Below are 23000 nucleotides of genomic sequence, written 5' to 3' on the forward strand. Positions count from 1 at the left end.
ACATTAATATAAATCCAGCTGCGGCACAGACCGCTGATACCTTCTAGATGCGTATCTTATTTTTCCGCCCATACGTTACCAAGTCGTGATCCTCTTGGGTAGTTATCAAAGGCCAATGATTTATGAATACGCGTTTACTGAGAGCTATATAAGGGTTCCCCGCGAGGTTCATCAAGGTTAATTTCCCCTGGCCACGCAATAGTTTGCAAGCCATCTTGAAACTCTGCCGGAGTGGCATCAAATTCTTTCAAAAGATCTTCAGGATCATCAGAAATTTCCAATGTACGACCGGTAGTAAGCGCATATTTAATATTGTCAACAAAGCGATGGTAAGTCATTGGCTCACGATATGTTTGGAAAAGATGAACCAATTCCGGATGCCTCAACGCTTGGCGTGCTTGATAGGTTTTCTCTGCATCAAGCCAACCTGGAGTAAAAGCTAATGGTGTGGCAGATTCTGCAACTTGCCATTCCAAATCCATTAATTTGTCATGGCCGATCCTGCCGCCTTCAATGCGTGGCTGTCGAGCAGCAAGTGGGGTTGCCAAACCAATAAGGTCAGTCACTCGCACATTAAGTGGCGCATTCATTGAAGTCATGCCGAGATTAACGTGGAATACCGTGGCCGGAATATTGACCAGATCTCCGGAATCAATTCCTTCCACTCGGGGAGTTGTGATCCACGAATAAGCATCGCCATCGGCAGTCAAAATATTCAATTGCTGCCCTGTGGGAGCGGCCAAGGTCTGATCACGCATTACTTCTGCATAATCATTCATTGAGTCCACGGTCAGAAAATCTTCTGCGTATAGCGGAGGATGGTCTTTGTCGCGGTTGGTGAAATCAATCCAGAAATCGCGTTCATCGACAACATGCTGTCCGGTATTTTCCCACTGGTGGCCTTGTACGAAAATTACGGTTGACCAAATCCATGTGGAAAACACAAGGGCCAGTGCGACGAAATCCTGCCATCCGCGGTCAACCACGCTGATAGGAACCACTGACACAGGCAACAATATTGCAAACAGTGGAAGCAACAACATGCGTCCGTGCATGAAGTCTCCACCAACTCGGATGACATACAGGAAATGTACTAATGCGCAGATCACGAGCAGCGTAATCGCCATACCAGGGGTGCGCAGCCCCAGCCTTCCTTGAGGAAAAGCCAGGTGCTTATCCATTTTCCATACAACCAACGCGCCCGCTGCCAACAATAAAGCTAAACCGAGCCACAAGTTATACGGACCAGTGAAGTCTTCGACATACTCCCAGCCGGTTCCCCACACTGCATCAGAAGCGGACTTAGCCACTGCAGTATGAGGCACCAGCAGCCCGTAATAGCCCATGCGGAAAATTTGATACGCAGCTGGGACAGGCAAAGCTACAGCAAGAATTCCAAAAGCTACACGCCACTTTGCGGCTGTAAGCAACAATAAAATTCCGGTTAGGCCACCATACATTGCCAACTCAGGGCGAATGAGCCAGCTTAATCCTGACCAAAAAGCCAGCACGTAGGTGATGGCTCCTGCATTAAACCGATCTTTCGATTGCGGTCCGGAGGTAGCCCACAGAACCAAGAGCAGCCATTGAATCGCGATCCACATCAACGATAAGCCCCACTCCAAGCCAGAAGTGGAGAAATCGCGTGCGGGAGAAAGGCTGAAATATCCAATTACGCCGGCGGGAAGCAGAACAACCATACGTTTGCGATATAAATGCGCAGTGCCCAAGACACCAATGATGGAGGCGGCAGTAGTAAACAGGAGAGCAAGCCACAGTGCGATATCTTCTAGCCTATAGTCAGTCACCAGTGCAACGAGATAGATACAGTACTGCCACAAGGTGGAAGTATTTGCTTCGACTCGTTCGCCGGCATTGAATACTGGGCCATTTCCGGCAAGCAAATTCCGCACAGTGCGAAGAACAATTAAGCCATCATCGCTGATCCATTTACGTGTCCAACCTGCCCAAAAAGCGAAAATACCAGCAGTAAGTGCCGCTAAAAACGTGGTAATTAGAGTGTAATTAGGACCAGTTTTTTTACCGGTAGTTCCACCGGTTGTTCCAGTTGTTTGACGAGGTGGTTCCATTGTGTCTACAGACTCTGGATCAGGATGATTACCGGGTTCAAACTCCGGACGCTGGGGGCTAAACGTCATGAGGCCACATGGTATCACCGCATGTGGCCTCAAACGTTAATGGACATGCTGGTCAGAGCATGTCCATTAGGAAATAATTAAAACATTGGCATGATGTACACAGCCATCACGATGCAGAATACCCACGCTAGTGCGAGTACCTGCAAAACCTTATCGCTCAGGGCTACTTCATCAGGGGCGCCACCGTCACCGGTATCCACGCCTGCGGCATAGCGCAAGATAGCAATGGTGAACGGAACCATAGAGATTTGGTACCACGGTCCGGCATCGGTGGACTGCTGGGAAAGATCAAATCCCCAAAGTGCATAAGACATAACTACGGCAGTCGCGGCCAGGGTCCATACGAAGCGCAAGTACGTCGGAGTGTAGCTTTCCAACGATTTACGAATCTTCGCTCCAGTACGCTCGTGCAGGAGAATTTCTGCATAGCGTTTGCCAGATGCCATGAATAGTGAGCCGAAGGCTGCAACCAGAAGGAACCACTGCGACAATTCGATTCCTGCTGCCACGCCACCGGCCATTGCACGAAGCATGAAGCCGGAAGACACCAGCGCAATATCGATCACAGGCATGTGCTTCCAACCGAAGCAATAGCCCAGCTGCAGCACAATATAGACACCGATGACAGAAGCAAGCGCAACACCATCAGTGGCAAGGAAAGATAATCCAATTGCCAGCGCAATGAGCACAACGGCCATGCCGTATGCCATTCCTACTGGCAGCACTCCGGCAGCAATAGGGCGGAATCGCTTCGTCGGGTGTGCCCTATCGGCTTCCACGTCACGGGCATCGTTGACCAAATAAATAGCAGATGCACCGAAGCAGAAAACAACGAATGCAAGAACGACATCGATAAGCGTGCGCTCATTAAAGATTGCGTCAGCGCCGGCAGCAAGCGGTGCTGCCAGAACTAGAACGTTTTTAACCCACTGTTTAGGACGCAATGCCTTGATCATGCCATCGCCAAGGTTCTTTGGCGGCTGGCGCTTCTTATTATCTTCAATCGCCGCGGTGTGTGGCTCTGATGTTAAGAAGTTTTGGGTATCGCGGTGATGGTCAGCGGCGTGTTCGCTCACTTCGTAGCCCTTTCAATCTTATGGACGGCCTCTGCTGTTGCAGCACCCAGTAATGCGCCAGCAAGCACATCAGTTGGGTAATGCACGCCAAGCACCATTCGGGATAATGCCATGATAGGAATTCCTAGCAATGGCAGGGGTGACTTGGTGATGTGTGCAAGATAAACCATGGTGGCGGTTGTTGAGGTCGCATGTGAAGAAGGAAAGCTTAGCTTCGAGGGAGTGCCCACACCAATCCTGATGGCATCATCATGTGGCCGTGCTCGACGGATAATGCGCTTGATGATCACAGATGCTGCGTGACTGGCCAAAGCTGCAATGAACAATCCAGACCAAGAACGGCGTCGCTTTTTATCCAATACTGCGCCACTTGCACCAAGTGCCATCCAACCGGCAGCGTGTTCGCCCACAAGGCTCAAGCTCCGCGCCGTAGGCAAAATACCTGGCGCATCCATAAGTTGACCCTGGATGTTAACCAGAATCTGAACTTCTTTACTGCTCATCAAAGACCTTTCCCCAGGCTTCTCGGCTGACAAGCTCAGAATGGGCATTGCGGTAGGTGTGACTGAGCTCGTCGAAACGCTCTGCTACTTGCTTCTGCAGCGCGCGTGCTTCTTTGCCCAGTTCTTTAGCTTTATCGCGGTCGCGCTTACGATAAACCACGCCACGTCCATCGGCGGTGGTGACAGTTGCACCATCAACTCGAGACAGGCTAAACCAACGTGCTTCAATCGGTGCGAAGTTCGCCTGTGGAACCTCGTGGTGGGAAGAATCCTCCTTGGACAGTGAGTGCTTCAAGCCCTTTGCCAGCCACAGCGCCTTTTTCAGAGGAGCGAGACGTCCACCGATGTCCTTAGTTGGCACACCTGGAGTGCCAGTAGCGCTAGGCAACTCAGTAGCGCTAGGCAACACAACAGCATCTGAGTAAGTTTTACGGATCGCTGCAATGCGTGGCAATGAGGTATCCAGAATAGAGAAGAGCTGATCTGGACCTGCAAGGAAGTCCTTCATTGCTTCGTTTTGAATTGCCACAGTGGAATATTCCAGGCACAGGAGATGCTTAAACGTAGCCTTCTGCATTGAGCGAACAATGCCATCGGCGTTTCCTTGGTGATACATTGCTGCAACTACAAGGCGGTTACGCAGGTGGAAATATGCCTGCCAATCAATGGCATCATCTTTGTCAGACCAGGCCATATGCCAAATCGCAATTCCAGGCCAGGTGGCAGTTGGGAAACCTGCTTTGCGTGCACGCAGGCCGTATTCAGCATCGTCCCACTTAATAAAGAGTGGAAGTGGCTGTCCAATTTGTTCTGCAACCACGCGTGGGATCATGCACATCCACCAGCCGTTGAAATCAACGTCGATGCGGCGGTGCAGGTCGCGGGAGTTTGGCGCATCTGGCTTATCGTCAAACTGTCCACGGTCATGCAGTGGGTGTGCGGAGAAATCATGGTCGTAGTGCACATGAGGTGCAGCTGTCCACATGAAATCATGTCCGCCAACAACTTCACCCATGGTGTGTAGGTGGCTGCGTTCTTGCAGGTTCAGCATCTGTCCACCCACCAGGATGGGTGATTTCGCATAACGCGCAACTTGAAGCGCACGCAAGACTGAGTCTGGTTCGATAGCGATATCATCATCCATATAAAGGATGTATGGGCTCTTTGCAGCACCAGCTGCGCCATTTCCATCGACACCACCGAGTGCTTCAAACATGATGCGTGAATAGCCGCCGGATCCACCAAGGTTGCCTTGACGGAACTCGAAGAAGCGGTCACCAAAATGCTCTACTGCAGCCTTGTAACCAGGCTCATCAGCAGGGTGCTTATTGCCCTGATCAGGCATGATCAAGGTATCAATGACAGCATCAACTGCTGGGTCAGAAGCAAGTGCTTCCAACGCAGCAACGGCATCTGCAGGACGGTTAAAGGTTGGGATGCCAACTGTCGCGCGCGCTTCAAATGGCCCCACTTCAGTGCCATCTGGCATGATCTGGGCCTTTGGTGCACATGGTGCGTACCAGCCTGCTTCTTCGACAGTTGCTTCGGTTTCAGCGGTGAGGTCGAACCAGATCCAGCCACCGTCTTCGAATGGTGCCAGTGAGACTTCAAATTCAATGAAGTCATCTTTCACAACGGAACCGGTAATTCCGATACGTGCACCGTCGATCTTGGATCGGTACAGGTCCACGCGGGCTTCACCGGAAACCTTCAATTTCAAAACAACTGAATCTAGCTGCGACCAGCGTCGCCAGTAGCTTGCAGGAAATGCATTGAAGTAGGTCTGAAAAGACACTTCGGCGCCTGCGGGGACGGCTACGCTAAAACGATCGTTCCACTCCAGGCGTTCCTTATTGCTTTCAGCTTCCAGCAGGTACAAGGACCTGACATCTGCTGGCTCGCCGCGCCTCGGCAGGAGCACGCGCTGTAGCTGCTCAACCGCCAGGTTTGTTGCGCTCATTGACGTATCTTCACCCTTCATTGAACTCACAATTTATCTTGCTTAAGCGTAGTATCCGGACCCCACATTCACAGAACTTACGCGCCGAAACCCGCCATAGAAGATCCTGGCAATTGCATAAAATGCTCGTTTATCAGCAAAGTCTTTAAAAGATCTGGCTTATCGACGCCCCTTTCCGTCGATATTGAGATCTGGTTACAATGTCAGTTTTTTATGGAATTCTCCCTAAATCGGCACGTATGGTGGCGGGTATGCGACTTCTTTCACTGCCAAAAACCAACAGCGCCATTGCTGGGCTTGCAGCGGGAACCATGCTCTTTCTGACACTTCCGCTTGCTCAAGCCCAAGACACACTCCAGGACTCTCTGGAAATTACTGTGCTGGACATGGCTGATGAGCTTGCTCCAGAGGATGAAGATTTCTTAGCTACGGAGACTCCAAAAGTTGATTTCCCCGATGAGGTGTCTGCTGTTCGGTACATCACTTTTGCGGATAACTCCAGCAACCTCAATGATGATCTCGAGCAGTATTTTCGCGCTGAGCACCCTGAGTGGATTCAATCTAATGCTTTCGCTCCTGGTGAGGTCATTATTGTGGCTGGCTTTGATCCTCATCAAATGGGCGCTTATGCCGGTAATGATGTAGCGGCTGCCACTGGAATCGCAGAGCAGGATCGTATCGATGGCATTAATGATTCTATGCGGCCACTCCTGCAGGATGGCCGTGTTGCCCTGGCAATGCTGGAGGGCGCAAAATCCGTTGCTGATACTTCAGTAGTCAGGGCAGAAGATGACAGCAATGTAGGAGGAATCCTGCTTGTTATTTTTGGTGGAATCGCGGCCTTGTTTGTAGTAATTGTTGGTTGGGCTGTGGGCCACGAGCGGAAGAAGAAAGCTGAACAAGCTCGGGAACAATTTGATTATGCGCAGCGTCATTATGGTGAGGTAGCCCAGCAGCTTGATGGTATTAATGTCCGCGCGCATTCTTTAACATCTCCGCTGGCCGATGATGAACTCCGCCGTCAGTGGGAGGACGTTCATACTCAATTCTTGGAAGTAAATGATATTTTTGGCCGTTTAGAAGGACTGAAGTCTTCTGCAGATAATAAGGCCTTCCGCAAAGCTGCTTCTGATATCGAGAAAGCACATACAGCGGTAACTCATATGGAAATTGCGCAGAAGAATATCGATACTCTCTATGAGATGGAGCATGGTCATGAGAGCACTCGTCGCCGTGAGTTGAGCAGACTACGTGCAGATATGCAGGAGGCACGCCAAGATATCAACGATAAAGACACAGTGGTCGATGATGTTCTTCGCACGCTCATCGAGCGCACTGAAACCATCTTCCCTACTGAGCCCGATTTCATGGATCACTACGCTCGCCTCATCCGTGATTATGCTGTTGCGCTTCGTGGTGTGGAAAAGAACCTCGAGGCAGTGGAACAGACGACAAACCGCACCGCACCTGCAATTTATGAGGATAATTGGCGCGTAGGAACTGGCTATAACGCATGGGTTCCGTACTACATGATTAGCACTTGGCATGCTGCGGATGTCAGTGCAGCTTCTTCGGCTGCGTCTTCTTCCACTTCTTCTAACACCACATTCAGCAGTGGTTTCAGCGGTGCCGGAGGTAGTTCCAGCTGGTAAACACAGTTACTGAGATAAGTGCACCGATGGCCCAGCCTGCCACTACATCGCTAGGCCAATGCACTCCGATATATAGCCTGGACAGCCCAACAAACAAAGCAATAACCCACAGCACAATCTTCCACCAGCGCGAGAGGAAGTAGCCTAAGGCCACTGCACAGGCTGCAGCGCCAACAGCATGTCCTGAGGGGAAAGAGAAATTGGTCTCTTGGACTAAATGCTGTGTTGCACTTGGCCTAGGGCGTTCAAATACCTTTTTAAGAATGTGGCTAGTGAGGTTGGCAAGGCCTACAGCTACGGGAGCTGTGAGGTTTTTCCGCACAATGCCCCAGATCAATGCATAAACAAACATCAAAGTCGGACCTGTCAGCTGTGTAAACAGAATGATGGATGGACTCAGCCATGCGACGCGCAGGCTAATAAATGCATCAAGAATTTGCTGATCCATACCTACGCCCTAGGTAAGGATGAAGAGATAACACAGCACTGTGGCGACAGCACCGGATACGGCACCTGCACAGATTTCAGGCAAGGTGTGGTGTTTAATACGCATCCTGGCCCATGCGGTCACTGGGGTGAAGAACAGCCCGACAAACCACCAGGCAGAGATCGTCAATCCCAAAAATGTCACGAGACAAACCCACAAGCCGACATGAACCGATGCTTTGATTTTCACCGTAACTGCAGCAAATAATGCCAAGAAAACCAATGCCGAAAAAACACCAGCCCAAATTATCTGTGGGGTCTCAAGAGTTCTTAACACAAGCAGCAAGGCAATAACGCAGATAATAATCCCTGCGAATACTATGCCGCGTTGAGAACGCGTGGTGACATGGTGGTTACCTACTCGACCGAGCTTCATGAGCCCCAAAATCAACATCATCGGGACTACGCCAGTTCCTAGGGCTGCCACGATTCCAGGTTGCCAAGCATTTATGGTGCCACCCAAAATTAGGAAAAATACGATATTGAGTATCCACGGGGCACAGAGCTCGCTGATGATACGCGCAAACATTTCGCTTCGATTTTTGTAATTCACTTCAGTTGACACGGTGTCCAACCCTAGCCTGTTGATTTTTGCCGCTTTGCAGACTGTGGTTCAACCACACGCTCCATTTCGAGGGGGTAGCTATCTGCTGTTAGGTTTTGTCAATTTTATTCAGTAATCCTCGGGTTAAGTAACCTCACGACAGTTTGCAAGAATCGCAAATGGGGGCAATTGAAATGCTTCACATCACTAAATTAGGTACAAAGTGAATTAGAACACTTTTCAAGGAGGATGCTTTGCCCGAACAAGATTTAACCATTTTGGCCAACAGCTGGCTCCAGGCTTTCGAAAAGGCCACAGCCAGTTCCACCGCCGATGATGCCGCCAAGGCTGTAGTAGAGCTTTTTGAAGAGGACAGCTACTGGCGAGACCTATTGGGTTTCACATGGACTCTCACCACTGCCGAAGGTCCTGAGCAAATAGCTAACATGATCCGAAGCACATGGCCTTCGAGCACCTTATGCAATGTCACCCTCAAGGACGAACCTGTCGATGAGGGAAATGGTGTTACTCGAGTTCAGTTCTCCTGCGAATCAGCAGACTTCACGTGCACAGGCATTGTTCGTCTCCGCAACGGCAAAGCATGGACCCTTCTCACTTCCGCTCGAGAGCTGTTGGCACACCCAGAGCCAAAAGGTCGCAAACGTGAAATAGGCGTTGAACATGGCAACTCAGGCGATACCCGCAACTGGACTGATCACAAAAATGAACGCCAAGCCTCATTGGGTGTTACCGAACAACCTTATGTGTTGATTGTCGGTGGCGGTCAAGGTGGCATTGCACTTGGTGCCAGACTCAAACGCCTCGGAGTTCCTGCGCTGATCATCGACAAAGCTTCCCGCCCTGGCGACCAATGGCGCAGCCGATACCATTCCCTTTGCCTTCACGATCCAGTCTGGTACGACCACCTGCCCTACGTTCCGTTCCCGGATCATTGGCCCGTATTTACACCCAAGGATAAGATGGGCGACTGGCTTGAGCATTACGTCGGCATCATGGATCTAGATTATTGGACCAATACCGAATGCATACAGGCCTCCTACAATAAAGACACCAAGCAATGGGACGTCTCGCTTAACCGCGATGACACGCAAACCACCATTCACCCCACCCAGCTAGTCATAGCAACCGGCATGTCCGGCAGCCCGAATCGCCCTACTCTACCTGGTCAAGATAATTTTAAGGGTGAAATCCGACACTCTTCAGAGCATCCTGGTGGCGATGTAGATCGTGGCAAGAATGTTGTAGTCCTGGGTGCCAATAACTCAGCGCATGATATTTGCGCTGATCTTTATTCAAATGGCGCCAGCCCAGTAATGATCCAGCGTTCTTCAACACATATCGTGCGTTCCGAATCCTTGATGCGAGAAGTTTTTGGGCCACTGTATTCAGAAGATGCCCTCGAAGCTGGGATTGATACAGATACCGCAGATCTCTTGTTCGCCTCGTGGCCGTACAAAGTGTTGCCAGGTGTCCAGAAACAGGCCTTCGATAAGATCCGTGAAGATGATAAGGAATTCTACGACAAGCTTGAAGATGCGGGATTCCTTCTCGACTTCGGCGACGATGATTCCGGCCTTTTCCTCAAGTACCTCCGCCGAGGTTCCGGTTATTACATTGATGTCGGTGCATCTGGACTGGTGGCAGATGGAAAAATTCCGGTGCGTTCCAACGTCCATATCGAAGATGTCCGCGAAAACTCCGTGGTCCTTTCAGATGGCTCCGAGCTTCCCGCTGATGTGATCGTATTGGCCACCGGCTACGGAAACATGAACAACTGGGTAGCTCAGTTGGTGGACCAGGAAACAGCTGACAAGGTTGGCCCGTGTTGGGGACTGGGTTCAGAAACCACCAAGGATCCCGGCCCGTGGGAAGGTGAACTCCGTAATATGTGGAAACCAACCAGTGTGGATGCCTTGTGGTTCCATGGTGGCAACTTACACCAGTCACGCCACTACTCACGCTATTTGTCCATGCAGCTCAAAGCTCGATATGAGGGGATGGATACCCCGGTATATAGCAAATAGATAAAAGCGGGGTAGTCCTTCTCTAACAATGAAGGACTACCCCACTACCACAAGACACCAATATTTTAGCGTCCGCGCTCCTGCTCCAACGGAGTGCCATCTTGGAAGAATGGCATTAGCTTATTATCAAACATGCTCAGGGCAGCACCGATCGCCATGTGCATGTCGAGGTACTGATAGGTGCCTAGCCGGCCACCAAAAAGCACTTTATTATTAGCAGCTTCCTCGGCAGCTAGCAGGCGGTACTGCTTCAACATCTCCCGGTCATCTGGGGTGTTGATTGGGTAGTACGGCTCATCTGTGTCTTCTGCAAAGCGGGAGAATTCCCTCATAATGACAGTTTTGTCTTTAGGATACTTTTCTTCCCGTTCAGGGTGGAAGTGGCGGAACTCGTGGATGCGGGTAAATGGAACATCTGCATCGTTGTAGTTCATCACTGGAGTTCCCTGGAAGTCACCTGTTTCGACTACTTCGGTTTCGAAATCAAGGGTGCGCCAGCCAAGCTTGCCTGCTGAATAATCGAAGTAGCTATCAAGTGGTCCGGTGTAGACAACTGGTGCGTCCGGGTTTTCTGCACGGATCTCTTCGCGGACTTCAAACCAATCAGCATCAAGGCGCACATCAATCAGGTCGTGCTCTGCCATGCGCTCAAGCCACGCTGCATAGCCATCGACTGGGAGGCCTTCATAGGTGTCGTTGAAGTAGCGGTTGTTGAAGTTGTATCGAACCGGCAGGCGAGTGATGTTTCCTGCTGGAAGGTTCTTCGGATCAGTTTGCCACTGCTTTGCGGTGTAATCGCGGATGAAGGCTTCGTAGAGTGGTCGGCCGATCAAAGAGATGGCCTTTTCCTCGAGGTTGGTGGCGTCAGCGGAATCGATTTCTGCAGACTGCTCTTTGATGAGTTCACGGGCTTCATCTGGGCTGTAGTACTTACCGAAGAACTGGTTGATCATGCCGAGTCCCATAGGAAACTGGTAAGCGGTGCCATTATGCATCGCGAAAACACGGTGTTGGTAGCCGGTGAAGCTGGTGAATTGGTTGACATATTCCCACACGCGAGTGTTAGAGGTGTGGAAAAGGTGTGCACCGTATTTATGGATCTCAATGCCGGTTTCCGGCTCGGCTTCGGAGTAAGCGTTGCCGCCGAGGTGGGTGCGGCGTTCCACGATAAGAACTTTCTTACCCAGTTGGCTAGCTGCTCGCTCTGCCACGGTGAGGCCGAAGAGGCCTGAGCCTACAACGATTAAGTCGTAATTTTTCGATTCCGTCATGCATTCGACCCTAACCCACATTGCCCTTGGCCGAAATCTCAGACACCCATTTCATCTGAGTTTCTGCAGTTAGAGCAACATCTAGCTTTTCAGCTATTTTTGTAGTTTTCACAGATACCTAACAACTTCAAACTCACCCCACGAAACTTGAGTCACATAGGTACCATTATCCCCAGAAGTGCACTAGGCTTCTCAATTGTTTCATTTAGTCTCAGCCGCACCAATATCATCAGGGAGAAAATCGTGCAGCAACGACGCCGCATCAGCGAGGCTCGGAGAAAGCCGATGCTCGCTATCATCTTGACCGCCGTACTGGGCACATCAGGCCTCGTGGCCGTCGGCACCCAATACCTGAACACACAGAGCGAAGGTATCGGACCTGTCTCCGTACAAAATGAGAGTGTGTCTTTCAGCTCTGGTTCCAACACGCTTGTCGACGATCCAGCCGTCACCGCGCAGGGAATCAACGACGGTCCTCGTACCGTCAAAGAATTCCAGCGCGACCAGGAATTCTCCAGCTTTGCGCTTACTTGGACTGGCATAAAAGATGTCACAGCTTTTGTTCGCGCAGAACAAGCTGACGGCACCTGGTCACAGTGGTACGACATGGAGCCTCTGTCCAATGAAGACAGTGGCACCAACGGCACTGAGCTAATTTGGCATGGCCCCACCACCAAGGTTCAGGTATCTACTCTCAACGTGGATATTTTCGGGCAAGGCGAAGCCGTCTCTGGAGCCGATGAAAGTGGCCAAGAAGTTCCGGCAGCGAATGCACCAGCAGAAGCTCCCGTAGAAGCTCCAGCGGCTCCTGAAGAACTACCTGCGGAAGCCCCAGTAGAGGCACCCGCCGAGACCCCAGCGGAAGCTCCAGTAGCAGAACCAGCTGTTGCAGAACCAGTCGCTGATTACTCTGCCAACGATGGCCTTGCTCCGCTTCCATCTAACTACGGCGATATTCAGCCTGTGGCAAATACTGATGATGGCTTCAACGCTGTCTTTATCGATGGCAATGCTGATGCTGGAGTAGGTATCGACAACGTAGCTGATACCGATGGCATGCCAAAGGTGATTTCTCGTGCAGGATGGGGCGCAGATGAAAGCTTGCGCTGCTCCCGCCCTACCATTGATGATGGCGTTTCAGCTATCACGATTCACCACACTGCGGGCTCCAATAATTACACTCAGGCGCAGGCTGCCGGTCAGGTTCGTGGTGCTTACAGCTACCATGCATCTACCCTCGGATGGTGCGATATTGGATACCAGTCTTTGGTGGATAAGTTCGGCAATATCTATGAAGGCCGTGCCGGTGGCATGACTAACGCTGTTCAGGGCGCACACGCTGGTGGTTTCAACCAAAACACATGGGCTATTTCCATGATGGGAGATTACTCTACGGTAACCCCTTCTGATGCCACCCTCAAGTCTGTCGGTGAGCTCGCTGGTTGGCGTGCAAAGGTAGCTGGATTTGATCCAACTGGTCGCGATACTCATTACTCTGAGGGCACTTCCTACTCAAAGTATTCCTACGGAACTCCCGTAAATTTGCCTAATATTTTCGCTCACCGTGATGTTGGCACTACTTCTTGCCCAGGTCCTGCAGGTTATGCGCAGATGGATCGTATCCGTGATATCGCCAAGCAGAAGTACACTAGCCTGCAAAATGGTGATCTCGGTGGGACTCCAACAACCACTGACCCAACGTCAACAAGCACTACTCCGACAGCCACAAACAAGCCGGAAACCCCGGCTGAACCTGATGCACCGGCTGAGCAATCCAGCGAAGAAGATATTCTAGCTACGCTACTTACTGGCGGTTCTTCCAGCGGAACAGACCTACTCAATGGCGCGGACACCAACCAGATTCTCACTGGTCTGGGCTCTATCGCAGCAGTGCTTATTGCAGCGTCTCTTGCAGATGGTGGCTTAAACAACATCATCGGCAATATTGGGAGCAACAACGGCGTGCCAGTGCTCAACGATATTAAGCTCGATGAGATCATTCCGATTATTGATACCGTGATTAACCTGACTGGCGATAATAAGTACTCTCAGGGCTGGAACAACCTTAATAACACGATCGGCCCTGTTCTAGGCGCTGCAGTCGGTGGCGAGACCACTGTGAAGTACGCAAGCGATCAAAACTCTGAAGTCTCTTTCGTGCCTTTTGAAAATGGCATCATGGTCTCTTCCCCTGAGGCTGGAACTCACGGCCTGTGGGGTGCCATCGGTGATACGTGGGCTCAGCAAGGCGCAGACCTTGGCCCACTGGGTCTGCCGGTCAGCAATGAATACCAATCAGGAGATCAGCTGCGCGTTGATTTCCAGAACGGCTATATCACGTTCTCCCCTGCAACTGGCCAGGCTAATATTCACCTGAACTAGTCGCAAAATAGCTAAACCCCGCTGCTTTCCCTGAGGCAGCGGGGTTTTCTTTTGTTTACAGCTCCAAGCTATGCCTGACCATAAGAATGCTCTACAGCCCTATTCCAAGAAGCGTAGCGGCGTTCGCGTTCTGCTTCATCCATGTCTGGACTCCACACTTTCTTCACTGCGATGAGCTTTTCAATCTCTTCGGTTGATGTAAAGAAGCCAGAGCCAAGCCCAGCGGCAAAGGCGACACCTACTGCGGTAGTTTCTACGTCTTCGAGGCGTTGGACATCGATGCCGAGGAAATCCGCCTGCATCTGCATGAGGAGATCATTTTCCACCATTGCACCATCGACGCGGAGGGAGTCAAGGGATTTTCCGGCGTCTTTCGCCATGGCATCCACTACTTCGCGAGTTTGGAAGGCATTGGCTTCCAGCACTGCGCGAGCAATGTGTTTGCGGTTGGCAAATCGGGTGAGTCCTGTGATGACACCGCGGGCGTCGGGACGCCAGCGTGGTGCAAACAGTCCGGTGAATGCAGGAACTACATGCACTCCACCGTTGTCTTCGACTTCGCGGGCAAGGTTTTCAATTGCTGGTGCATTGGGAATCAACTGCAGGTTATCGCGCAGCCATTGGACTAGCGAACCGCCCATGGAAACTGAGCCTTCCAGCGCATAAAACGGCTCTTCGCCTTCTTTTTGATAAGCGATGGTGGACAACAAACCATGCTCGGAGATCTTGAGGGATTTTCCGGTGTTCATCAAGAGGAAAAGGCCGGTGCCGTAGGTATTTTTGGCAGCACCTTCATGAAAACCGCCCTGGCCAAAAAGTGCAGCTTGTTGGTCGCCGAGCACGCCGGTGATGGGCACATCGGCGAGGGTTCCGCGGTGGCGCACGGAGCGGAAATTTCCCACTGAGGGTTTAATTTCCGGAAGCATGGACATCGGAATATCCAAGGCTTCGCAGAGTTCTGGATCCCACTGTTGCGTGCGGATATCCATGAGCAAGGTGCGGGATGCGTTGGTGACATCGGTGACATGCATGGCTTCATTGCCGTCATCGCCGCGTACCCCGCCGGTGAGGTTCCAAAGGATCCAGCTATCCATGGTGCCGAAGAGCAGTTCGCCCTTTTCTGCGCGTTTCCGAGTGCCCTCGACGTTGTCCAGGATCCATTTCACTTTGGGTCCTGCGGGGTAGGAATTAATCAGCAGCCCAGTACGATCGAGCCATTTTTCTTGGCCGTCTGCACCTGCGATTTCTTGGCAGATTTCAGAGGTGCGGGTATCTTGCCACACAATTGCGTTGTAGACGGGAACGCCGGTATTTTTGTCCCACACCACGGTGGTTTCGCGCTGGTTGGTGACACCAAGCGAGGCAATTTCATGTGGTGTGATGTCAATGGACACCATTGCTTGGCTGACTACGGATCGGACATTGTCCCAGATTTCTTCTGGGTCATGTTCCACCCAGCCTTGTTGTGGAAAGATCTGTTGGTGCTCTTTAGAAGCAGAAGACACCACATTTCCTTGGGCATCAATGAAGATGCACCGAGTGGATGTGGTTCCTTGGTCAATCGCTGCAACATACGCATTGGCCTTTGAGGTTCTCATGGGCTTATTTTTGCATGTATTAAGCAATCAGGCAGGCTTTTAAAACCACCATTCCAAAATGTCAGCAACGCCAGCGTCATCGTTGGTGCCGGTGATGTGATCAGCAACTGCTTTCACTTCTGGCCGTGCATTGCCCATGGCTATTCCCCTGCCGGCCCATTGGAGCATTTCAATGTCATTGGGCATATCACCAAACGTTATAACATCTTCGCGGGCAATATTGAGCTGTTCTGCCAGCATGGAAACGCCCAATGCTTTTGTAACTCCAGGTGCTGCGATCTCAATAAGTCCGCCAGACATGGAAAATGTCACGTGCACTTGGTCCACGGGAACGGCAGCGCGCACGATATCGAATAGCTCTTTGGATTCTAGGTGGTCGCTGCGCAGCAATAGTTTGGTTGCGGGTTCAGCTAGCACTTCGTCTTCAGAGACAATGCCGTGCTCGTCTGAGGGCCAGGCGTGGCTGTATTCCGGTGTCACAAGGAAAAGTTCTTCGGCTGCGTCGTAGGCGGATTTACCTGCGCGCTCCACCGCGATGCTCATGCCACCATGGGATTCCAATGCGACACGAGCAGCCATGACCGTATTTTTCATGACTGCTGAGCTAAGCGTGTGGGCTGCAATTATTTCGTCTTTTGCAGAATCATAAAGCACCGCACCGTTGGCGCAGACACAGATCGGCTGCACGCTGAGCTGGTCTAAGACGAGGTGAATCCACCGTGGTGGACGGCCGGTGGACAGCGCCAACGTCACGCCCTGAGCAGTCATACGTGTGATTACTTCGCGCAGGCGCTGCGGCACGCGCTCTGAACTATTAATGAGGGTGCCATCAACATCAGTGGCTACCAATTTGGGTGCTGAACCCGGATTAATCATTTTTTAAAGAGTTTCTTTATCAAGGAGGGCCGCTTCTTAGCGGCTTTTTTGGCTTCGCGTTTTGCTTGTCGACGTTCCCGTTCGGCGATTTCCAAAGTTTTCGCCTGCTCCAATGTTGGTGCGCCGCCGCCAAGGGAGACTGGACGCCACAATTCTCCACCTTCGAAAGGTCCAAACTTTTGTTCATAGGCGGTGCGGGTCTCGTCGAGAAGCTCTTTCATAGCCTCGTAGAGGCGTGCTGTTGCTTCTTCGGGATCGCCGCTGGAGTCGACTGGGGTGCCGACACTGACGAATACTGGGATATGTGAACGTCCGAGATCGCGCTTGGTGTCTTTGGTGATGATCCGCTGTCCACCCCAAATAATTACTGGCAGCAGTGGAACCTGCGCGTCCTCTGCAATGCGTACGGCGCCGGTTTTTAGTTCCTTAATTTCAAAGGACCTCGACACGGTCGCCTCTGGGAAAATGCCCACCAGGCCGCCGTCGTCGAGACGCTTTCGAGCATCTTCCATCGAACCGGAACCAGCTGCGCGATTAACGGAGACGTGTTTCATGCCGCGCATCAACGCGCCCACTATTGGGGTATCGAAGATTTCTTTCTTCGCCATGAAACGAACCAGGCGTTTACCGTGTGTATACGCTGGAATGCCGCCCAAAATGAAGTCATAGTAACCGGTGTGATTGATGGCCAAAAGGGCGCCGCCAGTGGTTGGAAGATTCTCCTGACCAAAGACGAACACCTGCACATCCTGGGCTTTCAGCGTCAGCCGAATAGCGTTGATGATGGTGCGCCCGTACAACAGCTCCCGTGATTCTGTGGGATGTAGCGGAACCTTGGGCGAAGATTCTGCTACATGAAAGCCATACCTTTTGACCAGTGCGTCCATGTTATGTCCGCCTATTTGACTGGCTTCAGCACATCTTTGCCCACGAATGGACGCAGTGCCTCAGGAACAATCACAGAGCCATCTTCTTGCTGGTTGTTCTCCAAGATAGCGACGAGCCAGCGAGTGGTAGCCAAGGTGCCGTTCAGGGTAGCGGCGATCTGTGGCTTGCCATTTTCATCGCGGTAACGAGTCTGCAGGCGACGTGCCTGGAAGGTGGTGCAGTTGGAGGTAGAGGTGAGCTCGCGGTAAGTCTCTTGGGTTGGCACCCATGCCTCGGTGTCGAATTTACGGGATGCAGAAGCACCCAAATCGCCACCGGCAACATCGATGACGCGGTAAGGAACCTCGATGGCTGCCAGCATCTCCTTTTCCAGGTTCAGCAATTGCTGGTGCACGCCTTCAGCCTCTTCAGGCTTGCAGTAGACAAACATCTCTACCTTGTCGAACTGGTGCACGCGCAAAATTCCACGGGTGTCCTTGCCATAAGAACCGGCCTCGCGGCGGAAGCAGGAGCTCCAACCGGCGTACTTCACAGGACCATCCTGGAGATCAATGATTTCATCTTTGTGGTAGCCCGCAAGAGCCACCTCGGAAGTACCAACCAGGTACATATCATCGCGCTCAAGATAGTAGATCTCTTCAGAGTGATCACCCAAGAAGCCGGTGCCAGCCATGATTTCAGGGCGGACTAGAACTGGTGGGATCATCATGCTAAATCCTGCTTCGCGAGCCTTTTGTGCCGCAAGCATCAGCATGCCCAGCTGCAGCATTGCGCCGTCGCCGGTGAGGTAGTAGAAACGTGCACCAGATACCTTGGTGCCGCGCTTCATATCAATGAGTCCGAGGGATTCACCAAGCTCGAGGTGATCCTTTGGCTCGAAATCAAAGGTGCGTGGCTCGCCGATGGTCTCTAGAACTACGAAGTCCTCTTCGCCGCCGGCAGGTGCACCGGAAACAACGTTGGACAGCTTCATCTGCAGCTCATTGACCTTGGCTTCAGCAACATCCTGCGCTGCTTCGGCTTCTTTTACCGTGGCTTTGAGCTCATTGGAGCCCTGCAGCAGTGCTGGACGATCCTCAGGAGAAGCTTGTCCGATCTTCTTTCCAAATGCCTTCTGCTCAGCGCGTAGATCATCGGCAGCTTTGATTGCTTCGCGACGAGATTCATCAGCACTAATCAGTTCGTCCACAAGCGCGGGGTCTTCGCCGCGAGTGATCTGGGAGGCACGAACAATGTCCGGGTTATCACGGAGGAATTTCAGATCGATCATAAGTAACAATCTACCGTGATCGTTAGACAAATGATCACTTAGGGCAAAACTGGGTTCTGAACAGCGCTAATAGATGTGTCTACATCTGATCACTTCATGCAGTTTTGGGCTGATTTTTAAAAATTCTTTAAAAAGAAAAATCCTGCACCAGCCCCAGCAACTCTGCCCCCGTCAATGCAGCACAACCCACACACCAACTCCACACCTGGTTATGACCAGATGAGATAGAGTAAACACTATGCCTCACGAACCCCTCAACCAGGATGGACTCCCCGCCGCATCCATCGGGGTTGAACCTGAAAGCTCACACGTAGATACACTTCCCAACCGCGTCCTTATTGATGGCTTGAAACCTAAGCACCAGCAGCTTCGTGAAATCCTAGAGGAGATCTGCACAACCCAGCTCCAGCCTGGAGATATGCTGCCAGGTGAACGTATTTTGGAAGAAAAATACGGAGTCAGCCGCATCACGGTGCGTCGTGCGATCGGCGATTTGGTAGCTTCTGGCAGGCTGAAAAGAGCCCGCGGCAAAGGCACATTCGTGGCTCATTCCCCACTGATTTCCCGCTTGCATCTGGCCTCGTTTTCCGCAGAAATGGCAGCTCAAAACCTGTCGGCAACCAGCCGAATCTTAAGCTCGTCCCGTGGCGCTGCGCCTGATGATATTGCAGATTTCTTTGGCACTGACCGAACTGTCCAACACATCACGTTGAGGCGTCTGCGCTTAGGCAACGGCCGTCCCTATGCCATTGATCATGGTTGGTACAACTCTGTTTATGCCCCTGACCTGCTGGAAAATGATGTGTATAACTCGGTGTATTCCATTTTGGACCGGGTTTATGAAGTGCCAGTCACCCAGGCCGAGCAAACGGTTACAGCCGTAGCGGCCGATGAGGACACCGCAAAGCTTCTCGACGTCACCCCCGGTGCCCCACTGTTGAGGATTCTGCGACAGTCACTTTCGGGCGATAAGCCCCTGGAATGGTGTGTTTCCTTATACCGAACTGACCGCTATTCCTTAAAAACATTAGTCACACGCTCCGAAGATCTCTGACTTCAAGGCACTTTGGTGGCATGATGGTGTCAATTATGAGTACAAACTTTGACACATCGAAGTCTCTGGAGCGTGGTTCCAAGAAGAGTTCTTCTTTCCGTACCGCAGCCTCCGTGCAAACTATGCTTGTTGCAGCATTAGCGGCAACAGCTGCTGTTGGCGTGTACTCCTACAATATGAATACTTCAGCCAGCGAAGGCGATACTCCTTCAGGAACAGAACAAACGACAGTCTCTACTCCGGCACTTGTCACATCATTCACCACAGCTGATGTGGGGCAATGCGCAACATGGGATGTCAATGCTGAAGGCTTAGTGTCTGGTTTTGAGCAAGCAAGCTGTGATCAAGAACATCGTTTTGAAATCTCGACAAGAGAAAACCTGGCCACCTACCCAAGTTCTGAGTTCGGCCCTGATGCAGCGCCACCAAACTTAACTAGGCAGGCGCAATTGCGTGAAGAGCTCTGCCAGGCTCCCACGCTTGCTTATCTAAACAACCGTTTTGATCCTTCTGGTCGCTACACCATCGCACCGATTCTGCCCCCTGCAGAAGCCTGGGCTGCGGGAGACCGCACAATGCTGTGTGGTTTGCAGGCAACAGATCCTTCCGGCACCCCGCAGCTGACAGTCGGCCCGGTCTCTGCAAACGATCAGGCACGAGTATTTGGGGCTGGCTCATGCGTGAAGGTGGAATCTTCAGCTGAATTCCGTCAGGTTGATTGTGCAGAAGACCACCACTTGGAAACCGTGCTGACTGTCAATCTTGGCGTGCCTTTCCCACAAGGCGTTCCTAGCACCGATGAGCAAAATGGTTTCCTCGGAAACACCTGCACCCAAGCTGCTATTGATTATTTAGGATCTGAAGAAGCGGTTTATCAGTCCACGTTGCAGATGTTCTGGCCAACCATTACGTCTAATTCTTGGTTTGGTGGCTCCCACAGTGTGAATTGTTTCCTCATGTCACCTTCTGCCGGTGGCGATGCAACATTTAATACGTTGAATGGATCCGCGACTGGACCATTTACTGTCAACGGTGAAGTTCCACCACCTCAGCCAGCGCGCGATCCACTACGCGAGCATGCAGAAACAGCAGGCTCCGCTGAGGTAGGAATGCCTGTGGAGGAGAATGCTCCGTGATTGAGGTCAGCGATGAGCGGTTTGAAGAACTGGTGGATTTAGCTTTCGATAAAGTACCCCAACAGTTCCTTGATCACATGCGCAATGTTGTGCTGCTCATCGATGATTTTCACCCAGATTCCCCCTATATTCTGGGCTTATATCATGGGGTGGCTCTGACTGAACGCACCTTTAATCACGGTGGATTGCCTGATTCCATCACCATTTATAAAGGTGCTTTGCAAAACTACTGCAATTCAGAGGAACAATTGGTGGAGCAGGTACGAGTGACCGTGCTCCATGAGATTGGGCATTATTTTGGGCTTGGCGAAGAGGACCTGCACAGACTCGGATACGCCTAAATTGCCTTATTAAGAGCACAGATCATGCCCCCCCATAAAGTGGGCATCCTTGGTTTGATTCGATGCCATTGGAGCGCAAAAACCGCCATTTCAGACCAAAGGACGCTTAAAAATCCGAGCCTTTGGCCCCAATTACTCCTGCCACGGAAGTGGGCTGTCAGTCCAGCGCACAACGTCCCATTGGCCGAATTTCTTACCATTTGGCTCCAGCACCACAAAGCGGCAGTTGCCTAGGTAGGTGTTGAACGCAAAGTTGGGATCCACACCAGTTGCGTGTGTTGCCACGATGCGGATGACGGCGCCGTGGCTGACAACGGCAACATCGCGGTCGTCGTCAAGGTCGTGGCTGTCCATGATTCGATCAAGAGTCGGCTGGTAGCGGTTCAACACGTCTTTGTAGGTCTCACCGCCGGGAAGACCAGCGGCAGGATCCCCGTTAAGCCAACCGTTGAGTGCGCGGGAGTAATTCATGTGGGCTTCTTCATCGCCGCGCATTTCAAAGTCGCCGACGTTGATTTCCTGAATGCCCTCTACAACATCCAAAGGAACCGCACCGGCCTGCATGTCGCGGGCTTTTTCAAAGGTGGAGGTTGCCAGCACTGCGGTTTGTTGGGCGCGCAGCACGATGGAGCTATACACATGGGAAAGTCGTTCGCCGGAGTATGTTGCCAGTTCATGGCCCACTTCTAAGGCTTGTTTGCGGCCTAAGTCTGTGAGTTCTGCACCTGGTGGGCGGGTGTCCAAGAGGTGTTTAACGTTGTTGTGGGTTTGCCCGTGTCGTAGCAAAATAATCCGGCCAGCCATGTTTAGTTCAGTTCCCTTCCTGACGCTGCTGCGCGAACCCATTCGTCCGCTTGTTGCAGCTTAGCTAGTTGCTCGGTTTGTGGCGTGCTGTCTTCCACACGGTTGGACGGCCAGGAGCCAAGAAATACTAGATCTTCGGCTTGGAGGTGCAGTGCGCGGAGTGCTTCTGTAACGGGAATATCGCGGATGTGGCCGGCGAGATCAAGGTGGAAGCGGTAGGTACCGAATACTTTTCGGGTGGGCCGTGATTCAATCCGGGTGAGGTCAACGCCGCGGATAGCGAATTCATTGAGTGCGCGCACGAGGCTGCCTGGCACATTCGGTAGGGAGAAAATGACGGAGGTGCGGTCGTGGCCGGTCGGTTCGGAAACGGCTGCTTGGGCTTGGACAGCAACGAAGCGGGTGCGGGCGCCGCGGACGTCGGCGACATCATCAACAAGGCGTTCCAGTCCGAAGAGTTCGGCTGCGCGGGAGGGCGCTGCGGCTGCGTCGGCGGTTCCTTCGGCAACCATTTGTGCGCCGGCGCCGTTGGAGCTTGCTGAAAGATACATGGCGTCCGGAATGGTGGTTGCCATCCAATTTTTCACTTGTTGGTACCCAACCGGGTGGGTGGCGAGGGTTTTGACGTCGGCAAGCGAAGTCCCTGGCCGAACCATGATGGAAAAGGCAATGTCGAGTTCTTCTTCGGCGATGATTTGCACGTTGGAGCCCTGGTCAAGGGCGTCGAAGGTGGGGGTGACGGGGCCGTCGACGAAGTTTTCGATAGCGACCACCGCGAACTGGGCGGTGCCGTGGCGGACGGCGTCGACAGCTTCTTGTGGCGATTTGGCTGGCAGCTGCTCGATCTCACCGTCGCCGAATACGCCGGCGTCGGCAAATTTGTAGAGGGCTTCTTCGGTGAAGGTTCCGGCAGGCCCCAAATAGGCCACAACAATTGGTGCGTCGCTCATGGTTA

Annotated in this window: 19 protein-coding genes; 6 read left to right on the forward strand and 13 right to left on the reverse strand. The window is 52.1% G+C overall.

The window, feature by feature from the left end; genetic code table 11:
• Nucleotides 1–134: 134 nt before the first annotated feature.
• The 4 genes from ccrud_RS13110 to ccrud_RS13125 all read right to left on the reverse strand — a co-directional run bounded on the left by ccrud_RS13110 (nt 135) and on the right by ccrud_RS13125 (nt 5698).
• Nucleotides 135–2090, reverse strand: a complete 1956-nt coding sequence (locus ccrud_RS13110) for an arabinofuranosyltransferase AftB family protein (protein ID WP_425394223.1) — start codon at nt 2088–2090, stop codon at nt 135–137.
• A 146-nt stretch (nt 2091–2236) separates the two neighbouring features.
• Nucleotides 2237–3235, reverse strand: a complete 999-nt coding sequence (locus tag ccrud_RS13115; RefSeq protein ID WP_066568727.1) for a decaprenyl-phosphate phosphoribosyltransferase — start codon at nt 3233–3235, stop codon at nt 2237–2239.
• Nucleotides 3232–3738: a phosphatase PAP2 family protein gene (locus ccrud_RS13120; protein ID WP_066568730.1), complete on the reverse strand. Its 507-nt coding sequence runs from the start codon at nt 3736–3738 to the stop codon at nt 3232–3234. The genes ccrud_RS13115 and ccrud_RS13120 overlap by 4 nt, the downstream gene beginning before the upstream one ends.
• Nucleotides 3728–5698 carry a glycosyltransferase gene (locus ccrud_RS13125; RefSeq protein WP_066568735.1) on the reverse strand — a complete coding sequence of 657 codons (1971 nt, stop codon included), beginning with the start codon at nt 5696–5698 and terminating at the stop codon, nt 3728–3730. The genes ccrud_RS13120 and ccrud_RS13125 overlap by 11 nt, the downstream gene beginning before the upstream one ends.
• 251 nt (nt 5699–5949) lie before the next feature.
• On the opposite strand from ccrud_RS13125, the gene ccrud_RS13130 reads away from it, so the two are divergent.
• The gene (locus ccrud_RS13130) at nt 5950–7350 is read left to right on the forward strand and encodes a DUF5129 domain-containing protein (RefSeq protein WP_066568736.1); all 1401 of its coding nucleotides are present in this window, start codon (nt 5950–5952) and stop codon (nt 7348–7350) included.
• Here ccrud_RS13130 and ccrud_RS13135 read toward each other — a convergent pair.
• On the reverse strand, nt 7319–7798 hold the full coding sequence (locus ccrud_RS13135; protein WP_066568739.1) for a phosphatase PAP2 family protein: 480 nt from the start codon (nt 7796–7798) through the stop codon (nt 7319–7321). The two genes, ccrud_RS13130 and ccrud_RS13135, sit on opposite strands and share 32 nt — an antisense overlap.
• Before the next feature lie 9 nt (nt 7799–7807).
• On the reverse strand, nt 7808–8401 hold the full coding sequence (locus ccrud_RS13140) for a phosphoesterase (protein ID WP_245670287.1): 594 nt from the start codon (nt 8399–8401) through the stop codon (nt 7808–7810).
• Nucleotides 8402–8634: 233 nt separating this feature from the next.
• Between ccrud_RS13140 and ccrud_RS13145 the strand changes: the two genes are divergently transcribed.
• Nucleotides 8635–10425: a flavin-containing monooxygenase gene (locus ccrud_RS13145; protein WP_066568742.1), complete on the forward strand. Its 1791-nt coding sequence runs from the start codon at nt 8635–8637 to the stop codon at nt 10423–10425.
• A gap of 65 nt (nt 10426–10490) precedes the next feature.
• On the opposite strand, the gene glf is transcribed toward ccrud_RS13145, so the two are convergent.
• A complete protein-coding gene (gene glf / locus ccrud_RS13150) occupies nt 10491–11696 on the reverse strand; it encodes a UDP-galactopyranose mutase (RefSeq protein ID WP_066568745.1) in 1206 nt (401 codons plus the stop codon).
• A 285-nt stretch (nt 11697–11981) separates the two neighbouring features.
• Here glf and ccrud_RS13155 point away from each other — a divergent pair, with 285 nt between their 5' ends.
• Nucleotides 11982–14078: an N-acetylmuramoyl-L-alanine amidase gene (locus tag ccrud_RS13155; protein WP_066568748.1), complete on the forward strand. Its 2097-nt coding sequence runs from the start codon at nt 11982–11984 to the stop codon at nt 14076–14078.
• 68 nt (nt 14079–14146) lie between these two features.
• Here the strand turns inward: ccrud_RS13155 and glpK are convergent, their stop codons facing one another.
• From glpK to serS, 4 genes are read right to left on the reverse strand one after another with little or no spacing between them, the layout of a single operon-like run.
• Complete coding sequence (gene glpK, locus ccrud_RS13160) at nt 14147–15676, reverse strand: glycerol kinase GlpK (RefSeq protein WP_066568751.1); 1530 nt, start codon at nt 15674–15676, stop codon at nt 14147–14149.
• Between the two features lie 39 nt (nt 15677–15715).
• The gene (locus ccrud_RS13165) at nt 15716–16552 is read right to left on the reverse strand and encodes a Cof-type HAD-IIB family hydrolase (RefSeq protein ID WP_066568754.1); all 837 of its coding nucleotides are present in this window, start codon (nt 16550–16552) and stop codon (nt 15716–15718) included.
• Nucleotides 16549–17439 (reverse strand): lysophospholipid acyltransferase family protein, encoded by an 891-nt coding sequence (locus ccrud_RS13170; protein WP_066568763.1) that lies wholly within the window; start codon nt 17437–17439, stop codon nt 16549–16551. Before ccrud_RS13170 ends, ccrud_RS13165 begins: the two co-directional genes overlap by 4 nt.
• 11 nt (nt 17440–17450) lie before the next feature.
• Nucleotides 17451–18710 carry a serine--tRNA ligase gene (gene serS / locus ccrud_RS13175; protein ID WP_066568767.1) on the reverse strand — a complete coding sequence of 420 codons (1260 nt, stop codon included), beginning with the start codon at nt 18708–18710 and terminating at the stop codon, nt 17451–17453.
• 238 nt (nt 18711–18948) lie between these two features.
• On the opposite strand from serS, the gene ccrud_RS13180 reads away from it, so the two are divergent.
• Genes ccrud_RS13180 through ccrud_RS13190 form a run of 3 tightly spaced genes read left to right on the forward strand, consistent with a single transcriptional unit; the run spans nt 18949 to nt 21241 of the window.
• Entirely contained in the window at nt 18949–19764 is an 816-nt protein-coding gene (locus ccrud_RS13180; protein WP_066568770.1) for a GntR family transcriptional regulator, read from the forward strand.
• A 35-nt stretch (nt 19765–19799) separates the two neighbouring features.
• Nucleotides 19800–20900, forward strand: a complete 1101-nt coding sequence (locus tag ccrud_RS13185) for a septum formation family protein (RefSeq protein ID WP_211271308.1) — start codon at nt 19800–19802, stop codon at nt 20898–20900.
• A complete protein-coding gene (locus ccrud_RS13190; RefSeq protein WP_066568777.1) occupies nt 20897–21241 on the forward strand; it encodes a metallopeptidase family protein in 345 nt (114 codons plus the stop codon). The genes ccrud_RS13185 and ccrud_RS13190 overlap by 4 nt, the downstream gene beginning before the upstream one ends.
• A gap of 132 nt (nt 21242–21373) precedes the next feature.
• Here ccrud_RS13190 and ccrud_RS13195 read toward each other — a convergent pair whose 3' ends face one another.
• Together ccrud_RS13195 and pheA are read right to left on the reverse strand one after the other, a co-directional pair.
• Nucleotides 21374–22045, reverse strand: a complete 672-nt coding sequence (locus tag ccrud_RS13195) for a histidine phosphatase family protein (protein WP_066568779.1) — start codon at nt 22043–22045, stop codon at nt 21374–21376.
• 2 nt (nt 22046–22047) lie between these two features.
• Nucleotides 22048–22995 (reverse strand): prephenate dehydratase, encoded by a 948-nt coding sequence (gene pheA / locus ccrud_RS13200; RefSeq protein ID WP_066568789.1) that lies wholly within the window; start codon nt 22993–22995, stop codon nt 22048–22050.
• Nucleotides 22996–23000 lie beyond the last annotated feature (5 nt).

Source organism: Corynebacterium crudilactis, from assembly GCF_001643015.1.
GTDB classification, from domain to species: Bacteria; Actinomycetota; Actinomycetes; order Mycobacteriales; family Mycobacteriaceae; genus Corynebacterium; species Corynebacterium crudilactis.

Bases quoted from the DNA above. Each gene is read 5' to 3' on its own strand.
- ccrud_RS13110 (WP_425394223.1), bottom strand. From the start codon at position 2,090: ATGGAACCACCTCGTCAAACAACTGGAACAACCGGTGGAACTACCGGT.
- ccrud_RS13185 (WP_211271308.1), top strand. From the start codon at position 19,800: ATGAGTACAAACTTTGACACATCGAAGTCTCTGGAGCGTGGTTCCAAG.
- ccrud_RS13180 (WP_066568770.1), top strand. From the start codon at position 18,949: ATGCCTCACGAACCCCTCAACCAGGATGGACTCCCCGCCGCATCCATC.
- ccrud_RS13155 (WP_066568748.1), top strand. From the start codon at position 11,982: ATGCTCGCTATCATCTTGACCGCCGTACTGGGCACATCAGGCCTCGTG.
- ccrud_RS13135 (WP_066568739.1), bottom strand. From the start codon at position 7,798: ATGGATCAGCAAATTCTTGATGCATTTATTAGCCTGCGCGTCGCATGG.
- ccrud_RS13165 (WP_066568754.1), bottom strand. From the start codon at position 16,552: ATGATTAATCCGGGTTCAGCACCCAAATTGGTAGCCACTGATGTTGAT.
- ccrud_RS13125 (WP_066568735.1), bottom strand. From the start codon at position 5,698: ATGAGCGCAACAAACCTGGCGGTTGAGCAGCTACAGCGCGTGCTCCTG.
- ccrud_RS13120 (WP_066568730.1), bottom strand. From the start codon at position 3,738: ATGAGCAGTAAAGAAGTTCAGATTCTGGTTAACATCCAGGGTCAACTT.
- ccrud_RS13170 (WP_066568763.1), bottom strand. From the start codon at position 17,439: ATGGACGCACTGGTCAAAAGGTATGGCTTTCATGTAGCAGAATCTTCG.
- serS (WP_066568767.1), bottom strand. From the start codon at position 18,710: ATGATCGATCTGAAATTCCTCCGTGATAACCCGGACATTGTTCGTGCC.
- glpK (WP_066568751.1), bottom strand. From the start codon at position 15,676: ATGAGAACCTCAAAGGCCAATGCGTATGTTGCAGCGATTGACCAAGGA.
- glf (WP_066568745.1), bottom strand. From the start codon at position 11,696: ATGACGGAATCGAAAAATTACGACTTAATCGTTGTAGGCTCAGGCCTC.
- ccrud_RS13195 (WP_066568779.1), bottom strand. From the start codon at position 22,045: ATGGCTGGCCGGATTATTTTGCTACGACACGGGCAAACCCACAACAAC.
- ccrud_RS13130 (WP_066568736.1), top strand. From the start codon at position 5,950: ATGCGACTTCTTTCACTGCCAAAAACCAACAGCGCCATTGCTGGGCTT.
- pheA (WP_066568789.1), bottom strand. From the start codon at position 22,995: ATGAGCGACGCACCAATTGTTGTGGCCTATTTGGGGCCTGCCGGAACC.